The 19,095-nt window shown below is 58.1% G+C and carries 19 protein-coding genes and 1 tRNA gene; 12 read left to right on the forward strand and 8 right to left on the reverse strand.

The features are described from left to right. Positions 1–59 precede the first annotated feature (59 nt). The 7 genes from H6G07_RS12405 (at position 60) to H6G07_RS12435 (ending at position 5,716) form a co-directional block, all read left to right on the forward strand. Positions 60–302 (forward strand): DUF433 domain-containing protein, encoded by a 243-nt coding sequence (locus tag H6G07_RS12405; protein WP_073608585.1) that lies wholly within the window; start codon positions 60–62, stop codon positions 300–302. Beyond that, positions 286–660, forward strand: a complete 375-nt coding sequence (locus H6G07_RS12410; RefSeq protein ID WP_073608584.1) for a DUF5615 family PIN-like protein — start codon at positions 286–288, stop codon at positions 658–660. The genes H6G07_RS12405 and H6G07_RS12410 overlap by 17 nt, the downstream gene beginning before the upstream one ends. A gap of 116 nt (positions 661–776) precedes the next feature. Next, positions 777–1,634: an ATP-dependent sacrificial sulfur transferase LarE gene (larE, locus tag H6G07_RS12415; RefSeq protein ID WP_073608583.1), complete on the forward strand. Its 858-nt coding sequence runs from the start codon at positions 777–779 to the stop codon at positions 1,632–1,634. Next, positions 1,612–2,664, forward strand: coding sequence for a glucokinase (locus H6G07_RS12420; protein WP_073608582.1), 1,053 nt, complete (start codon positions 1,612–1,614; stop codon positions 2,662–2,664). Before larE ends, H6G07_RS12420 begins: the two co-directional genes overlap by 23 nt. Positions 2,665–2,778: 114 nt before the next feature. Continuing rightward, on the forward strand, positions 2,779–3,555 hold the full coding sequence (locus tag H6G07_RS12425; RefSeq protein ID WP_073608581.1) for a YebC/PmpR family DNA-binding transcriptional regulator: 777 nt from the start codon (positions 2,779–2,781) through the stop codon (positions 3,553–3,555). A 209-nt stretch (positions 3,556–3,764) separates the two neighbouring features. Continuing rightward, positions 3,765–4,946, forward strand: a complete 1,182-nt coding sequence (locus H6G07_RS12430) for a TRC40/GET3/ArsA family transport-energizing ATPase (RefSeq protein ID WP_073608580.1) — start codon at positions 3,765–3,767, stop codon at positions 4,944–4,946. A gap of 344 nt (positions 4,947–5,290) precedes the next feature. Then, positions 5,291–5,716, forward strand: coding sequence for a YggT family protein (locus tag H6G07_RS12435; RefSeq protein WP_073608579.1), 426 nt, complete (start codon positions 5,291–5,293; stop codon positions 5,714–5,716). 34 nt (positions 5,717–5,750) lie between these two features. Here the strand turns inward: H6G07_RS12435 and H6G07_RS12440 are convergent, their stop codons facing one another. The 3 genes from H6G07_RS12440 to cobO form a co-directional block, all read right to left on the reverse strand. Further along, positions 5,751–6,341: a hypothetical protein gene (locus H6G07_RS12440; protein ID WP_073608578.1), complete on the reverse strand. Its 591-nt coding sequence runs from the start codon at positions 6,339–6,341 to the stop codon at positions 5,751–5,753. A gap of 70 nt (positions 6,342–6,411) precedes the next feature. Beyond that, positions 6,412–7,266, reverse strand: coding sequence for an oxygenase MpaB family protein (locus tag H6G07_RS12445; protein WP_073608577.1), 855 nt, complete (start codon positions 7,264–7,266; stop codon positions 6,412–6,414). A gap of 27 nt (positions 7,267–7,293) precedes the next feature. Next, complete coding sequence (gene cobO, locus H6G07_RS12450) at positions 7,294–7,971, reverse strand: cob(I)yrinic acid a,c-diamide adenosyltransferase (RefSeq protein ID WP_073608576.1); 678 nt, start codon at positions 7,969–7,971, stop codon at positions 7,294–7,296. 142 nt (positions 7,972–8,113) lie between these two features. Here cobO and H6G07_RS12455 point away from each other — a divergent pair. From H6G07_RS12455 to H6G07_RS26900, 3 genes are all read left to right on the forward strand, one after another. Then, a tRNA-Arg gene (locus tag H6G07_RS12455) sits at positions 8,114–8,186 on the forward strand. A gap of 514 nt (positions 8,187–8,700) precedes the next feature. Beyond that, positions 8,701–9,294 carry a DUF1517 domain-containing protein gene (locus H6G07_RS12460; protein WP_199312057.1) on the forward strand — a complete coding sequence of 198 codons (594 nt, stop codon included), beginning with the start codon at positions 8,701–8,703 and terminating at the stop codon, positions 9,292–9,294. A 596-nt stretch (positions 9,295–9,890) separates the two neighbouring features. After that, a complete protein-coding gene (locus H6G07_RS26900) occupies positions 9,891–10,184 on the forward strand; it encodes a hypothetical protein (RefSeq protein WP_171973012.1) in 294 nt (97 codons plus the stop codon). 50 nt (positions 10,185–10,234) lie between these two features. Here the strand turns inward: H6G07_RS26900 and H6G07_RS12470 are convergent, their stop codons facing one another. The 3 genes from H6G07_RS12470 to H6G07_RS12480 all read right to left on the reverse strand — a co-directional run bounded on the left by H6G07_RS12470 (position 10,235) and on the right by H6G07_RS12480 (position 13,333). Next, the gene (locus H6G07_RS12470; RefSeq protein ID WP_073608574.1) at positions 10,235–10,714 is read right to left on the reverse strand and encodes a hypothetical protein; all 480 of its coding nucleotides are present in this window, start codon (positions 10,712–10,714) and stop codon (positions 10,235–10,237) included. 32 nt (positions 10,715–10,746) lie between these two features. After that, positions 10,747–12,054: a tetratricopeptide repeat protein gene (locus H6G07_RS12475; protein WP_073608573.1), complete on the reverse strand. Its 1,308-nt coding sequence runs from the start codon at positions 12,052–12,054 to the stop codon at positions 10,747–10,749. Between the two features lie 121 nt (positions 12,055–12,175). Continuing rightward, on the reverse strand, positions 12,176–13,333 hold the full coding sequence (locus H6G07_RS12480) for a cysteine desulfurase family protein (protein ID WP_073608572.1): 1,158 nt from the start codon (positions 13,331–13,333) through the stop codon (positions 12,176–12,178). 7 nt (positions 13,334–13,340) lie between these two features. On the opposite strand from H6G07_RS12480, the gene H6G07_RS12485 reads away from it, so the two are divergent. Beyond that, a complete protein-coding gene (locus tag H6G07_RS12485) occupies positions 13,341–13,925 on the forward strand; it encodes a hypothetical protein (RefSeq protein WP_073608571.1) in 585 nt (194 codons plus the stop codon). Here the strand turns inward: H6G07_RS12485 and H6G07_RS12490 are convergent. Continuing rightward, on the reverse strand, positions 13,922–15,961 hold the full coding sequence (locus H6G07_RS12490) for a diguanylate cyclase domain-containing protein (RefSeq protein WP_073608570.1): 2,040 nt from the start codon (positions 15,959–15,961) through the stop codon (positions 13,922–13,924). The genes H6G07_RS12485 and H6G07_RS12490 overlap by 4 nt on opposite strands. A 491-nt stretch (positions 15,962–16,452) precedes the next feature. Between H6G07_RS12490 and H6G07_RS12495 the strand changes: the two genes are divergently transcribed. Continuing rightward, entirely contained in the window at positions 16,453–17,892 is a 1,440-nt protein-coding gene (locus H6G07_RS12495; RefSeq protein WP_073608569.1) for an aromatic ring-hydroxylating dioxygenase subunit alpha, read from the forward strand. A 61-nt stretch (positions 17,893–17,953) separates the two neighbouring features. Here H6G07_RS12495 and H6G07_RS12500 read toward each other — a convergent pair whose 3' ends face one another. Further along, positions 17,954–18,718: an LmeA family phospholipid-binding protein gene (locus tag H6G07_RS12500; protein WP_073608568.1), complete on the reverse strand. Its 765-nt coding sequence runs from the start codon at positions 18,716–18,718 to the stop codon at positions 17,954–17,956. Between the last annotated feature and the right edge of the window lie 377 nt (positions 18,719–19,095).

Raw genomic sequence — 19,095 nt, forward strand, 5'->3', positions numbered from 1 at the left:
TCCAGCAAATCTGCGTTATCACAGAGAGCATTATTTCTTAAAAAACTAGGTTTAACCCTATGAATCTCGATCGCATTACTAGCAATCCCTCTCGCATGAACGGCCAACCCTGTATTCGTAATCTTCGACTCACTGTGCGCCGGGTAATTGAGTTGTTGGCAACCTATCCCGACAGAAATGAACTACATCAGGAATTTCCGGAGCTGGAGGACGAAGACATTCAGCAGGCTTTGATCTTTGCTGCCTCCTACATAGACGATCGCATCATTGAAATTTCCAATCGCTATGAAACTGTTGCTTGATCAAGGATTCCCTCGTTCGGCAGCAGGACTATTGCGCGATGCTGGGGTGAATACCGTTCACGTAGGCGAAATTGGCATGGCTGAAGCAGATGACGTCGATATCATTCAGACGGCAAAGTTAGAAGACCGGGTGATAGCTACACTCGACGCGGATTTTCATGCCCTGCTAGCTTTGAGTGAAGCCCTATCTCCTTCAGTAATTCGCATTCGCATCGAAAGGCTCCGCGCCCAAGCCCTCACGGATTTATTGCTGATGACAATTGCTGAATGCAGCGGGGAGCTAGAACAGGGAGCAGCTATCACAGTTGAGCCAGGTCGAATTCGTACTCGCCGCCTACCCTTGGTACCTAAAATCTAGCCTGTCTGGTGGGGTGATAGCTTAATCTCTCAACAGACTTGTGCCTATTAGGATGATAGTGATCCTTGCCAAAGGATGAAAGCCAAACTTTGAACATACAACCTCGCTCACAGCCCATGGTGTCGCAAAAACTTGACCAGCTCAAAACCCTATTTGCTGCGATGGATCGGGCGCTGATTGCCTATTCGGGCGGCATCGACAGCACCCTGGTGGCTAAGGTCGCCTACGACGTGCTGGGCGATCGCGCCCTCGCCGTTACCGCTAACTCTCCCTCGCTCATGCCCGCCGATTTAGAAGAAGCCCAGGTGCAGGCGGCAGCGATCGGCATTGCCCATGAAATTGTCGCCACCCACGAGCTAGACAATCCCAATTACGCCGCCAACCCCGTCAACCGCTGCTACTTCTGCAAGAGCGAGCTGCACGACACCCTCAAGCCCCTGGCCCTGGGGCGGGGCTACCCCTACGTGGTAGATGGTGTCAACGCCGATGACCTGGGCGACTACCGCCCCGGCATTCAGGCGGCGCAGGAGCGCGGTGCCAGGTCACCCTTGGCCGAGGTCGGCATCACCAAGTTTGAGGTGCGCGAGATCTCGCGCCTGCTGGGTCTGCCCTGGTGGGATAAACCGGCGCAGCCCTGCCTCAGTTCGCGCTTCCCCTACGGAGAGGCCATCACCCTAGAGAAGCTGCGGCGGGTGGGCCAGACAGAGCTGTACCTGCGGCATTTGGGGCTGCGGCAGCTCAGGGTGCGATCGCAAGCCGATACTGCCCGCATTGAAATTCCTTGCGAAAATATTAAAGAATTTGTAGCGGCCACCGATCTTGAAGCCCTGGTAAAGGCGCTGCAAGACTACGGTTTCACCTACGTCACCCTCGATCTAGAGGGCTTTCGCAGCGGTAAGCTAAACCAGGATCTGCCCGCAACTGTCGTTAGCCCCTCAGAACGTTCCAGCCATGACCTATCTGCTTGCCGGTGATATTGGTGGCACCAAAACCATTTTGCGCCTGGTCGAAGCCAGCGAACCCAGCCCATCGACCCCGGTGATTCTCAAAAACGAGTTTGAGCGCACTTACTCGAGCCAGGTCTACCCCGACCTGGTGCCCATGGTGAAAGAATTTTTGCACCAGGCCGCCATCGACGCCGGATATACCTACGCGCCTGAGCGGGCCTGTTTTGCGATCGCCGGGCCAGTTGTAGACAATACCTCCAGCCTGACCAACCTGGCCTGGTCGCTGGAGGGCGATCGCCTCCAGATAGAACTCGACCTCGACCGGGTTGAGCTGATCAACGACTTTGAAGCGGTCGGCTACGGCGTCTTTGGCCTCGCTGCCGAAGACATCCACACCCTGCAAGCGGGCGACCCTGACCGCAACGCTCCAGTAGCCATTATCGGCGCGGGCACCGGCCTGGGGCAGGGGTTTGCCCTGGCCACCAGCGGTCGCCCTCTGGTGTTTCCGTCTGAAGGGGGGCACGCCGACTTCGCGCCCCGCTCAGAGCTAGAGTTTCAGCTAATGCGCTATCTGCTCGACAAGCACCAGATCTCCCGCGTGTCGGTGGAGCGGGTAGTGTCGGGCCAGGGCATTGTGGCGATCTACCAATTTTTGCGCGATCGCGAGTTTGCCACCGAAACACCAGAAATCGCTGAAGCCATCACCGCTTGGGAACGCCAAACCGGCCTCAGCACCAAAACTGTGGATCCCGGAGCCGTGATTGCCCAGGCCGCTGTGGGCTGCCGCGATCGCCTCTCCCACAAAGCCATGGAGATTTTTGTCTCCGCCTACGGGGCTGAGGCAGGCAACCTGGCCCTCAAGCTGCTGCCCTACGGCGGCCTCTATGTAGCTGGGGGCATCGCCGCCAAAAACCTGGATCTAATGATTGCGGGCACCTTTTTTGAAGCATTTAGCCACAAGGGCCGCGTCAGCCCCCTGCTCGATCGGGTGCCCGTGCATATCGTGCTCAACCCCCAGGTGGGGCTGATTGGGGCGGCGCTCAAGGCCGCTGCTTAGCCCTTGCCCGAGGGGCTAGGGTAGGGGTCACTTGGATTGACCTATTCAAAAGAGCAGCGCTAGCCGATCCCCAAGAGGATAAAATCGAAAACGCAGTGCATTTGTCTGTGAGGTATGGCAGGTCATAGCAAGTGGGCCAATATCAAGCGCCAAAAAGCGCGGGTTGATGCCGTCAGAGGCAAAGTCTTCGCCAAGATGTCGCGGGAAATCATTGTGGCGGCGCGTCAGGGGGGCGACCCGGCGGGCAACTTTCAGCTGCGCACAGCGATCGATAAAGCCAAGGCGGCGGGGGTGCCCAACGACAATATTGACCGGGCGATCGCAAAAGGCTCCGGCAACCTCAGTGCCGACAACAGTTTCGAAGCCATCCGCTACGAGGGCTATGGCCCTGGCGGCGTCGCCATCTTAATCGAAGCCCTCACCGACAACCGCAACCGCACCGCCGCCGACCTGCGCGCCGCCTTTAGCAAGAGCAACGGCAACCTGGGTGAAACTGGCTGCGTCGGCTGGATGTTTGAGCAAAAAGGTGTCGTCACCATCATTCATCCCGGCGACGAAGAAACCCTGCTCGAAGCCGCCATGGAAGCCGGGGCTGAAACCTACGAACTCACCACAGTGCTGGGCCGCCGCGACGAGGAAATTCCCGCCGCTGAGCTATTCTGCGCTCCCGCCGATCTAGAGACCTTCGACACCAGCCTCAAGGCTCAGGGATTAACCGTCCAACAGGCGGAGCTTCGCTGGTTGCCCAGCAATACGCTGGTTGTCGATGACCCCGACCAAGCCCGCCTGCTGGTCAAACTGATGGACGCCCTTGAAGATTTGGACGATGTGCAGTCGGTCACTGCCAACTTTGATATGGCGGAGGAGCTGATGGATGCGATCGCGGCTTAGGGGAGCGGATGAAGAAATCGATCGCCCAGCGCTTGAGACATTCGCCCCTACAACAGGAATGGTTTCCTCCCAAAAACCTTTAAGCGTAGAAAAAATCACGATTTCGGGGATCACACCCCAACATGCGATCGCTCTCGCCCTGCGGAAACCTCAAAAACCCTATAGATTATAGAAATAGGGAACCATACGGAAAAGGTGAGGACACCCACATGCGGGTATTGTTAATGACCGGTAAAGGCGGCGTCGGCAAAACCTCCGTCGCAGCCGCCACGGGCCTGCGCTGCGCAGAACTGGGCTACAAAACCCTAGTGCTGAGCACCGATCCCGCTCACTCCCTGGCCGACAGCTTTGACATTGAACTCGGCCACGAGCCTCGCCTGGTGCAGCCCAACCTGTGGGGTGCAGAACTTGACGCCCTGATGGAACTCGAAGGCAACTGGGGCGCGGTAAAGCGCTACATCACCGACGTGCTCCAGGCTCGTGGTTTAGAGGGCATTGAGGCCGAAGAGCTGGCCATTCTCCCCGGCATGGATGAAATCTTTAGCCTGGTGCGTATGAAGCGCCACCACGACGAAGGCGAGTACGACGTGCTGATTATCGACTCGGCCCCCACCGGCACCGCCCTGCGCCTGCTCAGCCTGCCTGAGGTGGCGGGCTGGTACATGCGCAAACTCTATAAACCCTTCCAAGCGGTCTCCGAAGCCCTGCGGCCCCTGGTGCAGCCCTTCTTTCGCCCAGTGGCAGGCTTTAACCTGCCGACCAAAGAAGTGATGGATGCGCCCTACGAATTTTACGAGCAGCTTATCGAGCTAGAAAAAGTGCTCACCGACGCGACCACCACCTCCGTGCGCCTGGTCACCAACCCCGAAAAAATGGTGATCAAAGAATCGCTCCGCGCCCACGCCTACCTCAGCCTCTATAACGTCGGTACCGATCTGGTGATCGCCAACCGCATTATTCCTGAGGAAGTGCAGGATCCGTTCTTTCAGCGGATGAAGGAAAAGCAGCAGCAGTACAAGCAGGAAATTCACGAGAACTTTCACCCACTGCCGGTGAAAGAGGTGCCCCTGTTTGCCGAAGAACTGTGCGGCCTAGAGTCGCTCCAGCGCCTCAAAGAAACCCTCTATACCGACGAAGACCCCACCCAGGTTTACTACAAAGAAACCACCCTGCGCGTGGTGCAGGAGGAAGGCTGCTATAGCTTGGAACTCTACCTGCCCGGCATTCCCAAAGACCAGATTGAGCTGAGCAAGTCGGCAGACGAGCTAAACGTGCGGATTGGTAACCACCGCCGCAACCTAGTGCTGCCCCAGGCCTTGGCGGCCCTACAACCCGCTGGTGCCAAGATGGAAGACGACTACCTGAAGATTCGCTTTGCCAGTGGTGGCTAGGGAGTGAATCGGACAAAGCTGCGATCGCCTGCGTTATAGCAGCGCAGGCTGGGGTCTGGCTAAATTCCACTGCCTCGTACCCCAGCCCAACCAGAAGTTGGCCATTGGGTGCGCCCCGCGATCGCAGCGCCGACGTCCTATAGCCTTCCTATCTCGTTAATTTATGGTGGTAGGCACTTTTTGTTGCTGGTTTGGTAATATCCCTGGCAGAGATAGCCTCTGAGCCATACCCTATATAAATAAAGTGAGCCAAACTATAGCGCTGGCTGAGCTGCGTTATGGTTTAGCTAACGTAGCGGTTGCTTTAGCACCAAGAACCGTTAATTGCAGGCAATAACATCCCCATGAGCCAAAGACCCAACGGACACGATGAGTTTGAACGCAGCCGAGAACTCATTCACAACCAGGAGGTTTATCGTCTCAGGCAGGAGCACGATCGGCTGCGGGCAGCTCAGCGGCGGGCTCGGTTAGCCTGGGTACGCAACTCTATTGTGCTGCTGGTCGGTGCGTTAGAGGTGCTGCTGGCGCTGCGATTGTTTCTGCGGCTGACTAGCGCAAACCCCAATAATCCCTTTGCCCAAACTATTTACGCCCTGTCAGAGCCGTTTATGCGGCCCTTCTCGACCCTGTTTATTAGCCCCACCAGCGCTGACGCCACTCAAATTTTTGATCTCAACAACTTAATTGCCATGGCTATCTATGCCCTGCTGGGGGGCCTGGCGATCGCCCTAGTCAACTACCTTCAAGGCCCAGGCTTTCAGAGTCGCTAACTGCTGTCATCGCAATAGGTGCGGATGGCGGGCGCTAGGGCTCTAGCTTACCGCCTACAAATGGGGTGCTCCAGGTGGCCCAGTTTTCTTTGTTAAAGGGCGATCGCCAGCGGCGAATCAGCTCCAGTTCTAACGACTGGCGGGCCTTGCGATCGCAGTCGGCGTGGGGCCAAAAACCAATATTCACCGCCACGGGCAGCTGGTGAACCCGGTGGGCTTCCACATAGCTGAGAATGTAGCGCTTGCAGTCGTGTACTCCCTTCCAGCGCTGGTTTGACTTGACGGTTTCGCCCACGTAGAGCAGCACCGCCGCGTCGTGATCAACCACAAAGTACAGAGCGGGCACCCCCGATTCTTGAAACTGCCCCCGCCAAAACTCGGCGTTGCGAGGCGGTAGGGCAAAGGGATCAATCGTATCCGCAGGCGAAGCATCGACGACCTCAAACAACGTCCCCTGAACTGACGGGTTAGATTTGACGGTGGCCTGAAACTGAGCCACCCGCTGCTTCCAGCCCTGGAGTTCGTCGGCTAGCATGGCTGACCCCGCCGGTCGGTTGTAGGCCCACGACAGATCCGCTGCCCGCAGATCGGCGTCGGAGAGCAGGGAGGGCTGATAGTCAGGCATGGGGCTACTGGTGGCGGCTACGGCTTTTGATGATAGGGCATAACCCTATCGATAGCGTTGGGGGCACTGGCTACAGGCGCGATCGCAGCGCCTCTGGCCCGATATCCTCCAGGGTGTAGCCTTTGGGATAGCTGCGGATGGATTGATCGACAAAGAAATCGGGTTCGGTGCGCGGCGGCAGACGACGCAATAGGCGACTGCGGGCTTTAAGGGCGGTGTTGGCTAGCTGCTGCACTGCCACCGGCACCGGCTGCCATCCCAAGGCCGCTAACAAGGGTGGGTCGAGTAGGCAGGGCAGCCCCCAGTTCACCAGTGGCCGAGTGACGGCAGGGAACCACGACAGCAGCATGTGTCGGGTGGCATCGGCAACCCGCTGGTTGGTGGGGGCGTAGGCAAACTGCTCAGCCTCAAACTCGCGGTTGAACTGCTCAAACGCCGCGTAGGTTGGCGGAATGTCTTGAATATCCATGCGATCGCCGATCGCCCGCCAGAAGTAGTAGCAGGCCAGCCGCTCCTGCTGACAAAAAGGCCGCCAGCCAAAGCGATCGCACCACCGAATCGGCTCATACACAAATGTTGAGAGCACGTAGAGGAAGTCGCGATTGCCGATGGCGTAGTGGCGGTGAATGGCATTCATGCGCTGAATAAAGGCGTCGCCGCGGGGGCTGTCGTAGCCGTGCTTGAGCACCTCAGACACCACAATGCCGGTGTCGTCGTAGCGCTTTTGGGCGTGGTGGCGAAACTCCCCAGTTTTATCTAGCAGCGCCGACACGCTGGGGATGCAAAACGTCCGCAGCAGGGCAACCTCCAGAGCGCGAGTGACATCCCACGGAAACTCGTAGCCTGCCAGCAGGCAGCAAATTTCGGCGTGGTCGCGCTCGGGGTCGAGGCTCTGAATGCGTCGTAGGGTGGCGTAGCGATCCATGGAGAGTGGATGGGTAGGTGAGTGGATTTAGTATTCAATGCCGGGCTGGGCCTTAATTCCCTGTTCACGGAAGGGGTGCTTCACTAGGGTCATCTCCGTCACCAGGTCGGCCTGGTCGATTAGCGCTTGGGGTGCGCCTCGCCCGGTGAGAATGACGTGGGTCATTTCCGGCTTTTCGGCCAGCCCCGCCACCACCTGATCGACGCTTAGAAAACCGTGCTTGAGGGCAATGTTAATTTCGTCGAGCAGGATGGTTTTGTACAAGGGGTTACGGATGTAGGAAAGGGCTGTTTCCCAAGCGGTTTGGGCCGTTTGGGTGTCGCGATCGCGATCCTGCGTATCCCAGGTAAAGCCTTCGCCCATGGCCTGGAAGGTGAGCTGGTCGCCAAACCGCTCTAGCACCGCCTTTTCCGCCGGTTCCCACGCACCTTTGATAAACTGCACGATCGCAACCCTGTAGCTGTGGCCAAGGGATCGCATCACCATGCCCAGAGCGGCGGTGGTTTTGCCCTTACCGTTGCCGGTGTTGATAATTACCAGACCCTTTTCGACATTGCGCTCGGCGATGCGCTGCTGCTGCACCTCCTGACGGCGCTGCATTTTGCGGCGATACTGCTCTTCAGATAAACCCGCCCCCTCAGCCTCTTGGGTCAAGGCGGCAGCGGCAGCATCGAGGGAATTGGCGGTGTCAGTAGGTTGGGTCATGGGGTCTCAGATAGAGTGTGGGGCGGGCAAAACTCGTGGATCAGCCGTGTGGGCCGATACAGTATTTGCCATACTCGATTGTGGACTAAGGACGAGTCATTGTGACAACGCCCTTAGCAGATGCTAGAATGGTGCAGCCTAAGGGCATGTAGCTCAGTGGATAGAGCACTAGATTCCGGTTCTAGGGGTCGCAGGTTCGAATCCTGCCATGCTCGTTTCTTACACAGCCAGGGAGTCAGCTACTCCGCAAGGTTTTTGTAAGTTACGAAATTATCTGACACAGCTCTGGAATTAGTGTCGCTGTTCCGGCACCAGTGTCGCTTGTCAATCTTCCTGCCCAGTCAAACCCGGCAGGATTTGTCTCAAACCAAACTTTTGCGCCGTAGTGCGCTTGAGCGGCCACAAATCATGGCGCTTGCTAGTCCATCATCTTTTAGCTGACCAGTGCCGCCAGTACCAGTGGTCGCGTTTGCGCGATCGCCGTCGGCAGCACGAAAACGGATGTGCTGAGAGGGTCGTTTATGAGCCTAGGGACAGAAAAAGTCGTCCTAAAGGAACAGCTTGCATCTCATTAGTCTGGGTGACAAACCAATCCTAACAACCTGCTCAATTATTTCCCTAAGCTAATGGCGGAAATCACCCTATCAATCAACCTTTAGATCAAGACCACCGTAAGGTTGGCTATCTACAATAGATCCTGTATGCCTCTCCTACCTAAATTAAATTGCTATGGGTTTGCGCGATCGCTTCAATCAACTTAGTGGACAGACCCGCTTTGTCGTATGTCGCATTTTTGTGCATCTCTCAGGCCGAGAAGTAGCACCACTTCTGGGCGTGCTCAATCAAGCCGCACGGGAGGCAATTGATTCAGAAGGTGATATGCAAGTGTTGGGCAAGCAGCTTGTGCGGGTTTGTGAAAGCTTGCTGGAATATGAAACGTTTTGGCAATCGGCAGCCAACGAAGGAGATGTTCTTTGGGATGAGGGCGATGCCGGAGATTACGTGAATGAGCTATTCACCGACTCGGCTGCACGTTATGGTAGCGCGATCGGCTCTGACTCAAATGGACGTGAAGATTTCGCAATCCCCGTGACCCAAAACGTGGTCGTCATGCTCACAGTTGCTTTTGAAGGCGAAGTGCCCGAACTAGAAGGTAACCTAGCTGACATTACTGCCTTAAAAGCAGGTTTAAAAGCTTTAGTCGACCTGAACTATAGAGGAAATTTAAGAGCAATTCAGCTACATTTTTCTCCGGCTCAATTGGGAGACGAACTCACATCAGACCAATTGATCGAAAGTTTTCCTGAACTCATTCCGCTCTAGTTTTTCTAATTCACAGCGCCCCTCCTTAACCACAATGATACGTAAACTTTCTGCTTCTTTATTAGCGCTAACCCTAGTGTTGTCATCGGTGGCTTGCACTAGCCCAGAAGGCTATTCCACTTCGCAACCAGCGCCGCAACCTCCGCAGGAAACAACTGTTCCTGCTGCTGCTAGCTCAATTACAGACGGAGCTTACCCCGTGCAGCAAGCTACTTATGACGACAGCTCGGGTGAGTATAGCCTAATGTTGCTCAACACTGCGCCTGGGCAGTCGATGTTTCGCAGCGCCAATTTGCCGCTAGCACGTCTGACAGACGAAGAAGTCACGGGGGGCAAAATGAGTGAACTGCGCGTTGAAAACGGGCAACCGGCGCTGTATTTGGCACCCGATTTTCGCATTGAATATGTTCACAACGTGACTGAAACTCAAACCGATCCGCAGACTGGGCAGGAACAAGTCGTCATTGTTCGTCGAGAGCCAAGCTTTTGGACGCCATTTGCAGGAGCGCTAGCGGGGCAGGCGGTCGGCAGCTTACTCTTCCGTCCGCAGTATTATATGCCGCCAATTTATCAACCGGGTGTAGCCCTGGTTGGCCATGGTGGTTATGGACGAAGCTACAGCGAAGCGGTCTCACACTATCAGTCACGCCACCAAGCACCTCCGGCTGAATATCGGAACCGTCAATATCGGGCGAGTGGCAGGCTACGCTCACCCGGTACCACTGCCCCACGGGTTAATACCAATAGACCTTCAGGCAATGGTGTCGGCAACAGTAATCTGCGCCGGAATAACCGACGAAATGAGCGTGCTCGCCCTTCAAACGGTAGTTTTGGCAGTTCACGCCGCTCGGCTCCAAGCCGTAGATCCGGCAGACGGCGATAACGTCTGAGGGAAAGATCTTCTCTGCCGTTAGGCCAGGGCGTTCTCGACGTAGAGGAGTTAAGGCCGAGACGAGATTTTTCTAATGGCAGCGGCACTGGTACCTGCGATCGCCCCCCAAACCACGGTCGCCACCAGGCTAATGGCAACAGCCTGCTTGTCAGTTGAGTAGTCGGTAACGTCGCCGCCGCTTAGCCCAATCATGCGGTTGAGCGGCACCACGACCAGCGCCAGATAGATCAACCCCACCGTGCCGCCCCCCAGCGCCGCGCCCCTGCCTAAACGTCGCGTCATGCCGCCTAGGGCACCTCCCAGCGCTCCCAGCCCGGCGGATAGCCCAAAAAATATCCAGGCCGGGTAAGACGACACTAGGGCAAGCAAACTGACACCCACGTGATTTCGAAAAAACGGCCCGCCCCAGTTGAACACGTAGTAAAAAAAGAGCACCGCGATTAGATATTGGCCAATGCCACCTACTAAAGCCCCGACCACGCTGCCCAGCCAGGGGCGTTTGCGGCCTGCTGAAACCTGTTTGCCCATAACGGTTGGCTTAACTAAGTAAGTATTGCTGGCTAGAGGGGGCGCGATCGCTCTGACTTGCGGCTATCCCACGACAGCTCCAGGGCTTTGCGAAAGTCATCCATGGCCAGGGCGGCCCCATGGCCCAGACGAATATTGGTGTGACCGCGCCCGATGTAGGCTTCGGCTAGGGAAGGGCTGATCTCAATGGCGCAGTTGAAGTCGTCGAGGGCTAGCTCCCACTCGTCGAGAAAGTAGAGGGCGTAGCCGCGATCGCAGTAGGCCATGGCGTCGCTCTCGTTTAGCTCTAAGGCGCAGTCGAAGTCAGCGATCGCCGCCGGGTAGTCTTCTTGGCGGCTAAACACGCGGCCCCGGTTGGCCAAGATGCGACCGCTGTCGGGGTTAAAGCGCAGAGCCAGGGTGTAGTCGGCGATCGCCCCCTCCATGTCGCCCACCTGGGCTCGCAGCAGCCCCCGACTGTCGTAGAGGTCGGCCAGGCGAAAGCGCAGGTTCAGCGGGGTGTCTTCGCTCAGGGTGGCATCGGGGCTGTCGAGGGCCAGGCCCACCAGAGTTTGGTTGTAGGAACGGTCTTGCAGCTCAGGGTTGAGCTCTAGCACCGTGGTGTAGTCGTCGATCGCCCCCTGAAAATCGCCCAGCTCGTGGCGCAGCATGCCCCGGTTGATGTAGGCCTCGGCGTAGTCAACCTGGCAGTCGAGGGCGCGGTTGATGTCGAGGGTCGCCTGGTAGGTGTTGCGCAACTGAAAATGGGCTACCGCTCGGTAGTTGTAGGCTTCGGCGTGGTGGGGCTGGCTCTGCAACAACCGAGAAAAGTCAACAACAGCAAACTGATAGGCTTCGCGGCGGTGTTCGGCCAGGGCGGCGATCGCCCCCTGCTTAAGGTAGGCCAATCCTCGCCACAGCAGAACTTTAGCGAACTTAGGCTGTTCTGCCAACACCACCGAAAGGTCTGCGATCGCCCCGCCGTAATCTTCTAGATCAAGCTTGATGCGGCCTCGGTTAGCGTAAGCTTTCACCGACGCGGGTTGAAGCTCTATGGCCCGATCTAGATCGCCCAGAGCCTCGCCTAGCTGACCCAGCAGCCGATAGGCGCTGCCCCGGTTGATATAGGCATTGGTGAAGGTCGGCTCTAAGCGCAGGGCAGCCGAAAAGTCATCAATCGCGGCCCCGTGACGGCCCAGATCGCGGTGGGCACAGCCCCGATTGTAAAAGCCCTTGACACAGGTTTGTTCTAGGGCAACAGCTTGAGAGAACTGGGCGATCGCCGCCTCAAAATAGCCCAAGCGGGCTTGCTCAATACCGGCGTTGAGAAGGTCGCTTAGCTGACGCGCTTTGGTTGTCATAGGCCTGCCGGGGAATTCAACACTACACCGTGTAAATCGAATCTGGGCAATGCGCTTGCCGATGCCCCTGAGCCCCAAAGCTAATTTCCATTATGCCCCATGGCGTCAACCGTGGGGGTACTCAAACCGTCGCCTGACGCAGCGCCTGCACCGTGGTCACCACCCCAGCCGCCACCTGGTCGATCTCAGCGGCGGTGGTAAACCGCCCCAGGCCAAACCGCAGCGAGGCGTAGGCCAGCCCGTCCTCTCGCCCCAGGGCCTTGAGCACAGGAGAAGGGGCGGTGCTGGCGGTGCTACAGGCCGCCCCCGACGACAGCGCTACGATCCCCCGCAGCCCCAGCAGCAGCGCTTGACCATCAACTCCCGCAAAACTGACGTTGAGGTTACCGGGCAACCGCCGGGTTGGGTGGCCGTTGAGGTGCAATCCGCTCAGGGGTTGCAGGCTACTCCATAGCCGCTGGCGCAGCGCCATCAGCCGAGCCGCCTCTGTCTCCAGTTCAGCTAATCCCAGTTCCACCGCCCTGGCAAACCCCACGATCTGAGGCGGGTACAGGGTGCCCGACCTCAGCCCCCGCTCGTGGCCGCCGCCGTGGAGCTGAGGGGCCAGGGGCAGCCTTGGCCGCCGCCGCACGTAGAGGGCACCGATGCCCTTGGGGCCGTAGACCTTGTGGGCCGTTAGCGATAGCAGATCTAGGTGCATGGCCTCTACGTCGAGGGAAACTTTGGCGATCGCCTGGGCCCCGTCGCTGTGGAAGAAGACGTTGCGATCGCGGCACCGCGCTCCAATTTCCGCCAGGGGTTGCAGCACCCCGATCTCGTTGTTGGCCGCCATCACCGACACCAGCACCGTATCGTCGCGAAAAGCTTTCTCCAGGGCATCGAGATCCACCAGGCCGTCGGGCTGCACCGGCAGGTAGGTGACCTCAAAGCCTAACGATTCGAGATAGCGGCAGGGGTCGAGCACGGCGCTGTGCTCGGTCTGCACCGTGATGATGTGCCGCCCCCGGTTAAAGCAGGCCTCGGCAATGCCCTTGATCGCCAGGTTGTTGGCCTCGGTGGCCCCGCTAGTAAAAACAATTTCCTCCGGGCTAGCGTGGATAGCAGCGGCAATGGTTTCCCTGGCCTTTGTCACCGCCGCCTCGGCCTCCCAGCCGTAAGCGTGGGTGAGGCTAGCGGGGTTGCCAAAGTGCTCAGTAAAAAACGGCAGCATCGCCTCCACCACTCGCGGATCTACCGGGGTCGTCGCGTGGCAGTCGAGATAAATCGGTCGATGTACCATAGGCCCTATGCATACTCCCAGTCACCTGATTCTCAACCTGGCCCTGCTGCGTCGCCCGGTGGCCCCGGTCATGACCTGGCCGATCTTGATTGGCGGGCTGATTCCCGATGCGGCCATGTTTGTATTCTACGGCTGGGCTCGCTGGCAAGGTCTACCCGAGCAAACCATCTGGAGCGAGGCCTACTACAGTCAGCCCTGGCAGGCCATTTTTGCCCTAGGTAATTCTATCCCTCTAGGCCTGCTGGGGGTGGCGCTAGGCTATAGTCTCCGACACTCCTGGTTTGGCCCCTCGATCGGGTTTTTGGGAGCTAGCATGGTGCTGCACCACCTGGCCGATCTGCCCCTGCACCACGACGATGCCCACCAGCACTTTTGGCCCCTCAGCTCGGTGCGCTTCATTAGCCCGGTTTCTTATTGGGATGTAGACCACTTGGGTCGGCTGGGGGCCACGATAGAACTGGTGCTGGTGCTGACAGCCAGCGCCTACCTGCTACCCCGGCTCAGCTCTAGGTTTAGCCAAGGACTGCTAGGGGTGACGGCAGCGCTGACTGTTGTGGCCTATGCGGCACTGGTGCTCGTGCCCCCAACCTAGTACCGAGGTTCAAACACCTGGTACTGGTTGCGACCGGCGTCTTTGGCAGCGTAGAGAGCTTGGTCGGCAAGTTCTAGAATGGCCTCGGCTGGGCTGTCGGGGGTAGGGATTACGGTGGCAATGCCAAAGCTGAGGGTGATGGTGTCGCCGCTGGGGCTGGCCCCGTGGGGCAGATCGAGGGTTTGCAGGTGATGGCGCACTAGCTGCACTACACGAATGGCTCCGGCGGTATCGGTATCGGGCAGCACCAGGGCAAATTCTTCACCGCCGTAGCGGGCGGCTAGGTCAGCGGGCCGACGAACGCCAAAGCGAATGGCGCTGGCAATTTCTACCAAACACTGATCTCCCGCAGCGTGGCCGTAGGTGTCGTTGTAGGGTTTGAAATAATCGACATCGGCCAGCACCACGCTCAGCGGTTTGCGCTCTCGGGCCAGTCGCTGCCACTGCTGGCTGAGGTATTCGTCGAGCCAGCGGCGGTTGGCTAGCTGCGTCAGGCTGTCTACCTTGGCGATGCGATCGAGCTCTTGGTTAGCCGCTTGGAGCTGGCGGTATAGCTCGGCCTGGTGCAGCGCCGTATTGAGCTGATCGGCGAAGTGTTGCAGCATATTGGCCTCAAAGGGTTGCCACTGGCGGTGTTCGCCGCAGGCATGAACCACCAAAATGCCCCACAGGGGCTGGCAATCGCCCCCAAAGGGATGGGCAATGGGCGCAATCATCGCCGACTTGACCCCAATTGCTGAGAGAAACGTGGTCAGGTCTGAAGACCAGAACTCTGCCGCAACGTCGTTGATGATGTAGGGCTGCCACGTATACAACTTCTCTAGGTAAGCCGCAGGCAGCGGCCCAGTCGGAATCATGCTGTCGGCGATGGTGCCGTAGTCGGGGTTGCTTGTCTGTTGGGCAATGCGGCGATCGCCATTGGCCAAAATCTGAAAAATCACCGCTCGGTCAGCATCAAACACCGTTTTAATGCCGGCTACCGTAGCCCCCAAGATCGTCTCTAGGTCGAGGCTTTCGCGCATGCGCGCCGTCAGCATGCGCAGCAGTTGCTCTTGCGCCACGCGGCGGCTGAGGGCCGCCTCGGTAGCCCTCAGACTAGCCTGCAACTGTCGGCGCTCTGTGCAGTCTTCGGCCCAGCCCACCATATAGCGGGGTTGATTTTGGTCATCGTTGACCACTTGCACGTGGGCCTGCACCCAGCGCACGTCGCCGTTGGGGCGCACAATGCGGTACTCCCGCCGCACCGAATTGCCGTTAAACTGCCGCCCGACAGACGCCTGCACCCGAGGCAGATCATCGGGATGCACCTGCCGGAGCCACAGGCCGGGATCGCTGTAGAGCAACGCTGGAGAATGGCCCCAAATGCGTTCGTAGGCCGCGCTGACGTATAAAAACTGGCCAGACACCGCATCGCGAATAAACAAAACCTGCTCAACGTGATGGGTAAAGAGCTCAAATAGCTGCTCAGTTTGGCTACGGACAGAAAAGGCTTGGAGCTGCTGTCGCAGTCCGTGTTGGTAAACGCTCTGGCCCAGGTGGCGAGCCACATGCACCAACAGATCACGACTCGATAGGTTCCACGGGCGGGGGCTGCGGCAGTGGTGAGCAATGAGCAGGCCCCACAAGTGAGGCCCTGCGAATATTGGCACCGCTAAGCTGGCCCGCACCTGTAGGCGACTCAGCAAGTCGGCGTAGCAGGGATCAAGCGTGCTGTGCCGCGCGTCAACCACTAGGCTTAATTGGCGACGATCGCGCTCCTCCCAGCCGCGGGCAAAGCAGGATTCGCTGATTCGCTCGCCCCGCAGAGGCCGCCAAGCACCATCCACCGACTCGGCAATGACGAAGCCATCGTGGGGAGATAGCACCTGATAGACCACAACCCGATCGGTGTCAAGCAGCAGCCGCAGCCGTTCTACCCCTTGCTGAAGCACCACCTCTAGCTCACTGCCCGCTGCCGCCGCGTCGCAGATTGCAGTCACTGTGTCTAGAATCTGCGCTTGACTAATATCGGGCTGGGGGGGAGAGTGGCGCGTCATGCGTCAGACATAGTCCAAGAGCAAAGCAACTGTATTTGGCAAGCCATTACCCACCATTAACCTTAGCCGCTGCACGGTGGGGCTCACCCATTAGCTATACAAAAGTCCCCACCTCTATTCCCGACTGCCGCTCATTGGGAAAGCCCAGATTGAGCCGGAAAAACAATTTTTTCTACCCTAGCCTAGGAGTCAGGCTCTGACTGGATACCAGGCTTGCTTTGCACTGGGCCAACAGCTGAAACATGTCACCACTAAAAAAGCGCTTAATCGAGATAATCTGACTTCAAATTAAGGCACAGTGGCTAAAACAGCCAGGGTAAGTCTACCGAGATCTCAAAAATGGCGCATGTCTAGCGCATTCTACCCTTTCTTGAGGTTTTGGGCATCCCAGCTCAATCGCCCTAGGGGAGTATCACCGACGCAGTCCAGCCATTCTTTCAAAAAAATATTGCAGAATGTAAAGAGAAATGGTTTACCACCGGGACTAGCCCATGACATCCCTTGCGATCGCTCCCCAGTCTGCGGGTCTCACCGCCTCTCTACCCGCCGGTGGCCCTGATCCTGCCCGGTTTGATTGGGCCGAAGCCTGGTATCCCGTTGCCTATGTAGAAGACCTAGACCCGGTGCAGCCCACCCGCTTCACGCTGCTCGACCGGGGCATTGTCATCTGGTGGGACACTAAAGGCCAAGCCTGGCGCGTGTTCGAAGACAAATGCCCCCACCGCCTTGCGCCCCTATCTGAGGGCCGGGTGAATGAATCTGGCGAGCTGGAGTGCCCCTACCACGGTTGGACATTCTCTGGCGACGGTGCCTGCACCCACATTCCCCAACAGGCTGCTGACGGCCAAGGCAACCAGTCGGGTCGGGCCTGCGCCCTGGCTCTGCCGACGGCGATCGCCCAAGGGCTCCTATTTGTTTATCCTGGTCAGGCCAAAAATGCTCCCCAGGTGAAACTACCGATCATTGGCCCACTTGAGGAAGAACCCGACGGCTGGGTGGTGCTCAACACCTTTCGTGACCTACCCTACGACGCCCTCACCCTGCTTGAAAACGTGCTGGATGCCAGCCACATTCCCTACACCCATCACAAAACCGTGGGCAAGCGAGAAAACGCGGCCCCCATGGAAATGGAGGTGCTAAATGCCGGGAAACAGGGATTTCAGGGCCTCTGGCCCGAAGGCCCCCGCAAGGGCACGCTGGGGACTCAGCACACCACTTTCATCGCCCCAGCGCTGATGTACCACGACCTCACTTCAAAGCAGTTTGGCCGCACCTTGACCGTCGTTTACGCTACCCCGACGAGCAAGGGCCAGTGCCGGTTGTTTGCCCGCTTTCCCTTTAAGTTTTCGTCAAAACTGCCCGCTACGGTGATTGGCCTCACGCCTCGCTGGTATAGCCACATCGGCAACAATGGCGTCCTCGAAGATGACCAAATCTTTCTGCACCTGCAAGAGCGCGAACTGGAGAAAGCCATTGGCAAAGCCTCTCCAAAGGAGAATCGCACCTACGCCCAGGCCTGCTACCTGCCCACCCAGGCCGATCGCTACGTGCTGGCCTTTCGCAACTGGGTCAGCGACTTCCAGGCCGATCCCTTCCCTGGCCAATCCCTTGCACCGGCGCTGAGCCAAGCCGCGCTGCTCGATCGCTACCATTCCCACACCCAGCACTGCAAAAGCTGCCGCACAGCCCTAAACCGCATCCAAACTCTACGCTGGGTGCTGTTGGGGGTGAGCGCGGTAGTCTGGTCGCTGCTGCCGATCGCGATCGCCACGGGTAGCCTCACCAGTCTTACCGCCATCCTGCTAGGCCTTTTGCCTCTAGCCACCGCTGCGGCATGGGCGGGCTTGGGCATTCTAGAACGTCGATTTTACGAAGGCCGAGCGATTCCACCCCGCAACCTGCCTGAGAAAAAAGCCAAGGCCAAGGGCTGACAAGAATACAGAATAGTTTGGCAGTGGATGCGAGGCAGCCCACAAATGGGCTGCCTCGCCGCTAGTCAGTTGGAATTACCTGCACCATACCCACCAGGTCAATGCCTTCAGGGGTGACGGCTAGCTGGCGAATATCGACCTCTGATCCTAGGTCAAAGGCAATCTCGTCTAACACAATCGGCGACTGCGATTCTCCGGTCGTGGTCACCACCGTGGCCACCGGCTGCTCTAAACACAGCCACCGCCCATCCCGCATTGCCAACCCCAGAGTTAGCTCTAGGGCGTCGTTGCTAAGAGATGTTCCTGGCCAGCGCAGCGTCATGCGATCGCTCGCCAGCGCAATATCGACCTCTGAAGACTTATCCCCATCGTCCAGCCAGCGCGCCAGAGGTACCTGCTTTTCGGACACGGCTCCGGCCAGCAGCTGCCTCAGCACGTCACGCAATCCCTGGCCCAGCAGTGGGGAACCCAGAGAAGCGCGCAGATCCTCGGCTAGCACCGTCACCTGGCCATCTACTGGAAAGGGCTGCAACAGCCGCAGCGGTTTGCCCCGCAGCACCTGGGGCAGATTGACGCGAATATCCGTTGCCTTGACCTCGGCTTGACTGACGTGCAGCCCCTGGTACACCGCCTGGCGAGCCGCCAGAGTTACCCCCGGCAGGTAGCCGCCTAAAATCTGGCGGTCTTTGCCGTCGATGGCAAACTCTAGCCCTTCTAGGTGGTCGAGCTGGGTGTGCAGCCATAGGCGAATGGCCGGAGGCAGCAGCCGACTGATGATGCGGCTGCCCTTGGCAGCGTCGGCAGAATTAGCAGGGTCAGAAGTCATAGGCGGGCTACAGAAATAAATGGGCGTGGTTGTCGCCAGTTCTTTAGGGGAGGCGTCAATCACCTTCGCATCTCCAAACTCTAGCAGGGGATGTGAAATCGGAACGCAAGGCAAAGAACTGGGCGATCGCTCCTCCATTCCCCTTCCCCAGTTATCACTAAAGTCATGGTTTCCTGACGCAATAATACGCATGGGGATCAATTTGTCATGAAATTATGACAAATTGATCCCCGAACCCCTACTCCCTCGCTAGTAGAGCCAGAAAAGCCTTGCCAGAGGCTTGATCCCAGCGGTAGTTTTTGGCATGCTACAGGGCAACGGTTGATCCCCACCTGAACCTGAGGCTCGGCAACTAGGCATAAAGGTTCTAGTTGGAG

The sequence above is a fragment of the Phormidium tenue FACHB-1052 genome (assembly GCF_014696675.1).
Classification (GTDB): Bacteria; Cyanobacteriota; Cyanobacteriia; order Phormidesmidales; family Phormidesmidaceae; genus Nodosilinea; species Nodosilinea tenuis_A.

What these genes read in the sequence shown, in the direction of transcription:
- H6G07_RS12405 (WP_073608585.1), top strand. Translation starts at nt 60, where the DNA reads ATGAATCTCGATCGCATTACTAGCAATCCCTCTCGCATGAACGGCCAA.
- H6G07_RS12410 (WP_073608584.1), top strand. Translation starts at nt 286, where the DNA reads ATGAAACTGTTGCTTGATCAAGGATTCCCTCGTTCGGCAGCAGGACTA.
- larE (WP_073608583.1), top strand. Translation starts at nt 777, where the DNA reads ATGGTGTCGCAAAAACTTGACCAGCTCAAAACCCTATTTGCTGCGATG.
- H6G07_RS12420 (WP_073608582.1), top strand. Translation starts at nt 1,612, where the DNA reads ATGACCTATCTGCTTGCCGGTGATATTGGTGGCACCAAAACCATTTTG.
- H6G07_RS12425 (WP_073608581.1), top strand. Translation starts at nt 2,779, where the DNA reads ATGGCAGGTCATAGCAAGTGGGCCAATATCAAGCGCCAAAAAGCGCGG.
- H6G07_RS12430 (WP_073608580.1), top strand. Translation starts at nt 3,765, where the DNA reads ATGCGGGTATTGTTAATGACCGGTAAAGGCGGCGTCGGCAAAACCTCC.
- H6G07_RS12435 (WP_073608579.1), top strand. Translation starts at nt 5,291, where the DNA reads ATGAGCCAAAGACCCAACGGACACGATGAGTTTGAACGCAGCCGAGAA.
- H6G07_RS12440 (WP_073608578.1), bottom strand. Translation starts at nt 6,341, where the DNA reads ATGCCTGACTATCAGCCCTCCCTGCTCTCCGACGCCGATCTGCGGGCA.
- H6G07_RS12445 (WP_073608577.1), bottom strand. Translation starts at nt 7,266, where the DNA reads ATGGATCGCTACGCCACCCTACGACGCATTCAGAGCCTCGACCCCGAG.
- cobO (WP_073608576.1), bottom strand. Translation starts at nt 7,971, where the DNA reads ATGACCCAACCTACTGACACCGCCAATTCCCTCGATGCTGCCGCTGCC.
- H6G07_RS12460 (WP_199312057.1), top strand. Translation starts at nt 8,701, where the DNA reads ATGGGTTTGCGCGATCGCTTCAATCAACTTAGTGGACAGACCCGCTTT.
- H6G07_RS26900 (WP_171973012.1), top strand. Translation starts at nt 9,891, where the DNA reads ATGGTGGTTATGGACGAAGCTACAGCGAAGCGGTCTCACACTATCAGT.
- H6G07_RS12470 (WP_073608574.1), bottom strand. Translation starts at nt 10,714, where the DNA reads ATGGGCAAACAGGTTTCAGCAGGCCGCAAACGCCCCTGGCTGGGCAGC.
- H6G07_RS12475 (WP_073608573.1), bottom strand. Translation starts at nt 12,054, where the DNA reads ATGACAACCAAAGCGCGTCAGCTAAGCGACCTTCTCAACGCCGGTATT.
- H6G07_RS12480 (WP_073608572.1), bottom strand. Translation starts at nt 13,333, where the DNA reads ATGGTACATCGACCGATTTATCTCGACTGCCACGCGACGACCCCGGTA.
- H6G07_RS12485 (WP_073608571.1), top strand. Translation starts at nt 13,341, where the DNA reads ATGCATACTCCCAGTCACCTGATTCTCAACCTGGCCCTGCTGCGTCGC.
- H6G07_RS12490 (WP_073608570.1), bottom strand. Translation starts at nt 15,961, where the DNA reads ATGACGCGCCACTCTCCCCCCCAGCCCGATATTAGTCAAGCGCAGATT.
- H6G07_RS12495 (WP_073608569.1), top strand. Translation starts at nt 16,453, where the DNA reads ATGACATCCCTTGCGATCGCTCCCCAGTCTGCGGGTCTCACCGCCTCT.
- H6G07_RS12500 (WP_073608568.1), bottom strand. Translation starts at nt 18,718, where the DNA reads ATGACTTCTGACCCTGCTAATTCTGCCGACGCTGCCAAGGGCAGCCGC.